This is a genomic window from Streptomyces sp. SID3212 (assembly GCF_009865405.1).
Classification (GTDB): Bacteria; Actinomycetota; Actinomycetes; order Streptomycetales; family Streptomycetaceae; genus Streptomyces.
Genome location: NZ_WWJY01000409.1, coordinates 1 through 2,384 on the forward strand (window position 1 = coordinate 1; position 2,384 = coordinate 2,384).

The following is a 2,384-nucleotide window of genomic DNA, read 5'->3' on the forward strand; positions in this document are numbered from 1 at the left end:
AGACGCTGGTCGACGCGCTGGCCCCCGCCTGCGCCGCCCTCCGGTCGTGCGACCGGAAGGGAGACCCGCGGCAGGCCCTGTCCCGTGCGGCCGCCGCCTCCTGGGAGGGCGTACGGGACACAGCCGGCCTCCGGGCCCGCCGGGGCCGGGCCAGCTACGTGGGGGAACACGCCTCAGGGGTACCGGACCCGGGCGCGGTCGGCATCGCGCTGCTGTTCTCGTCGTCCGGGGAGAACGTGACGACCCTGGCTCCGTACCTGGAGGAACCGACCCCGGCGGCGCGGTAGGGGCGCCCAGGCCAACGACCTTGTTCCACAAGGCACTTGGGCGCGGGGGATCTTCGTGAACCGATCCCGGGGCGCTCTGTACGATTCGCGCATGCCCTCAGACAGTGCAGCCCCGGTCAGGAACGCGGAGCCCACCGTCCGGACCACGGTCGACCGGGTGATCACCGGCCTGTCCCTGTGGTGGATGGCATCACCGGTCGCGTTCCTGTTCTCACTCACCAGCCCCTCGGGCCGGACGTCTTGGGAAACCTGGCTCAGCGGGCTGCTGTTGGCGACCAGCGCCGGCGGAGCGTTGGTCGCTCCCGCCGCCGGGCTGGTGGTGGCGCGCGCCGGCCACCGGCGGGCGGGCCGCCGCTTCGCCGTCATGGGCGTGGTGTCCCTCGCGGTGCTCGTGTTGTTCTTCCTGATCTTCACGAACCTCGACAGCGAGTGCGCGCCCGGCGACAAGTGCTAGGGCATGTCCCCGAAGTGAGCCCGGCGATCGTCGTGAGAGACGTTCCGTTCACCGTGAGGGGCATCATCGAGGATCCCGGCGGAGGCTCTTCGCCGCTGAGCCGGTCACGGTTCGGGGTGGTGGACCCCGGTACGGCCGTTCGGCTGACTTCCGGGGGGCCGGGAGTGTCCGGCAGGTGTCGGGGGTCGCGAGGCGAGGGGGCGCGGGGCCTGCGAGCCCAGGGGACGCGCGGTTCTGGGGCCAGGGTGTGTGGGGTGTGCGAGGCCAGGGTGCGCGGGGCCGGCTCCCGGCGGTCCCGCACCTGACCCGCTTCGGTGTGCTAGCTGGCCGGTACGCCTCCCTGGGCCTGGCTGGGGATGCGGTCGCAGGCCCAGAGCCGTACCTCCGGGTTGTCCAGGGCGCGGACCCACAGATCCACCAGGGCCACCGTCTCCGGGCTGGGCCAGGAGCCCGCTCCGAGGACGCGCATGCCGGCCCCCACCGCGGCCTGGACGCCGCAGTGCGAGTCCTCGACGGCCAGGGTGTCGGCCGGGTCGACGCCGCACAGTTTGGCGGCCGTGAGGTAGACGTCCGGGTGCGGCTTGGGCCTGATGGTGTCGTCCGGGACCACGATGTGGTCGAAGCAGTCGAGCAGTCCCGCCGTGTCGAGGCAGGACTCGACCACCTCGGCCGGGCAGTTGCTGGCGACGGCCAGCGGTGCGAACCGCCGTACGTCGTGGACCAGTTCCCGGGCGCCGGGCATGGTCATCGGCTGCTCGGCGACGAGCGACCGGAACTCCGTGAGCAGCTGGGACGTCATGTCCCCGGCGAGGTCGGGGCGTCCCGACTCGACCGCCATGAGCGTGCCGCACTCGGTGTAGTGCAGGCCCTTGGCCCGCTCCGCGAACCCGGGGGCGGGAGCGAATCCGTACCCGTCGAGGACGAGGTCGCGGGCGTCCTGCCAATGCCGTTCGGTGTCCATCAGCGTGCCGTCGCAGTCGAAAACAATGGCCGCGGGGGTCCAGGAAAGGATGCGAGAAGCCGTCATTTCGATTTCTTGTCCGTTCGCGTAGGGGGAGTGGCGCCCGAGAGGGCGGCTTTGGGTGGCGGGCGCGCGGAGTGTGTTCATCCGGCGCCCGCCGAAAACATAACGATCGCTACGCTAAGGACGGCGACTCGACGTAGTCAAGGAGGCACGGATCGTGATGAGGGTCTTCACCGGTAGTGCAGGGTGCCGAATGCTTTCTGTTCGCCCCCTTGCAGGACGCGGAAGACGCAGGTCGAGTGGTGTGGCACGCAGAGAATGCGCGCGGGCGGATCGAATTCGGTGAACCGCGCGGCTTTCAGCCGTCCGGCGGTAGGGCGAAGCAACGTTCCGCCACTCTGCCGGGCGGTCGCCTGCCGCGCCGCCTCCAGCAGGACCATGCCGGGCACGTGGTCCGACGCGTGGTCGAAGAAGAACGGGTGACGCGGGTCGGCGGGCTCCACGAGCAGGACGTCGTCCGGGGCCGGACCGCCGGCCCCCAGGGGCCCCGTGCCCTGGGTGACCAGGACGTCGTGCGCGGTGTGCACCCCCACCGTCACGGCCTCCGGGTGCGGTCGGCCCGTCGGCGCCGCCCCGGGGGCGACGGTCCCGGCCCGCCCCGCGCGCACCGTGCCGTACC

General features: G+C 71.9%; 4 protein-coding genes. 2 read left to right on the forward strand and 2 right to left on the reverse strand.

The features are described 5' to 3' along the window. Together GT042_RS12475 and GT042_RS12480 are read left to right on the forward strand one after the other, a co-directional pair. A partial coding sequence (locus GT042_RS12475) for a DAK2 domain-containing protein (protein ID WP_161308774.1) occupies window positions 1-287 on the forward strand: 287 nt, incomplete at its 5' end. A 91-nt stretch (window positions 288-378) separates the two neighbouring features. Next, a complete protein-coding gene (locus GT042_RS12480; protein WP_161308775.1) occupies window positions 379-741 on the forward strand; it encodes a hypothetical protein in 363 nt (120 codons plus the stop codon). 319 nt (window positions 742-1,060) lie between these two features. On the opposite strand, the gene GT042_RS12485 is transcribed toward GT042_RS12480, so the two are convergent. Then, window positions 1,061-1,768, reverse strand: a complete 708-nt coding sequence (locus GT042_RS12485) for an HAD family phosphatase (protein WP_161308776.1) — start codon at window positions 1,766-1,768, stop codon at window positions 1,061-1,063. A gap of 167 nt (window positions 1,769-1,935) precedes the next feature. Next, a partial coding sequence (locus GT042_RS12490) for an AfsA-related hotdog domain-containing protein (protein ID WP_272925708.1) occupies window positions 1,936-2,384 on the reverse strand: 449 nt, incomplete at its 5' end.

What these genes read in the sequence shown, in the direction of transcription:
- GT042_RS12485 (WP_161308776.1), bottom strand. Translation starts at nt 1,768, where the DNA reads ATGACGGCTTCTCGCATCCTTTCCTGGACCCCCGCGGCCATTGTTTTC.
- GT042_RS12480 (WP_161308775.1), top strand. Translation starts at nt 379, where the DNA reads ATGCCCTCAGACAGTGCAGCCCCGGTCAGGAACGCGGAGCCCACCGTC.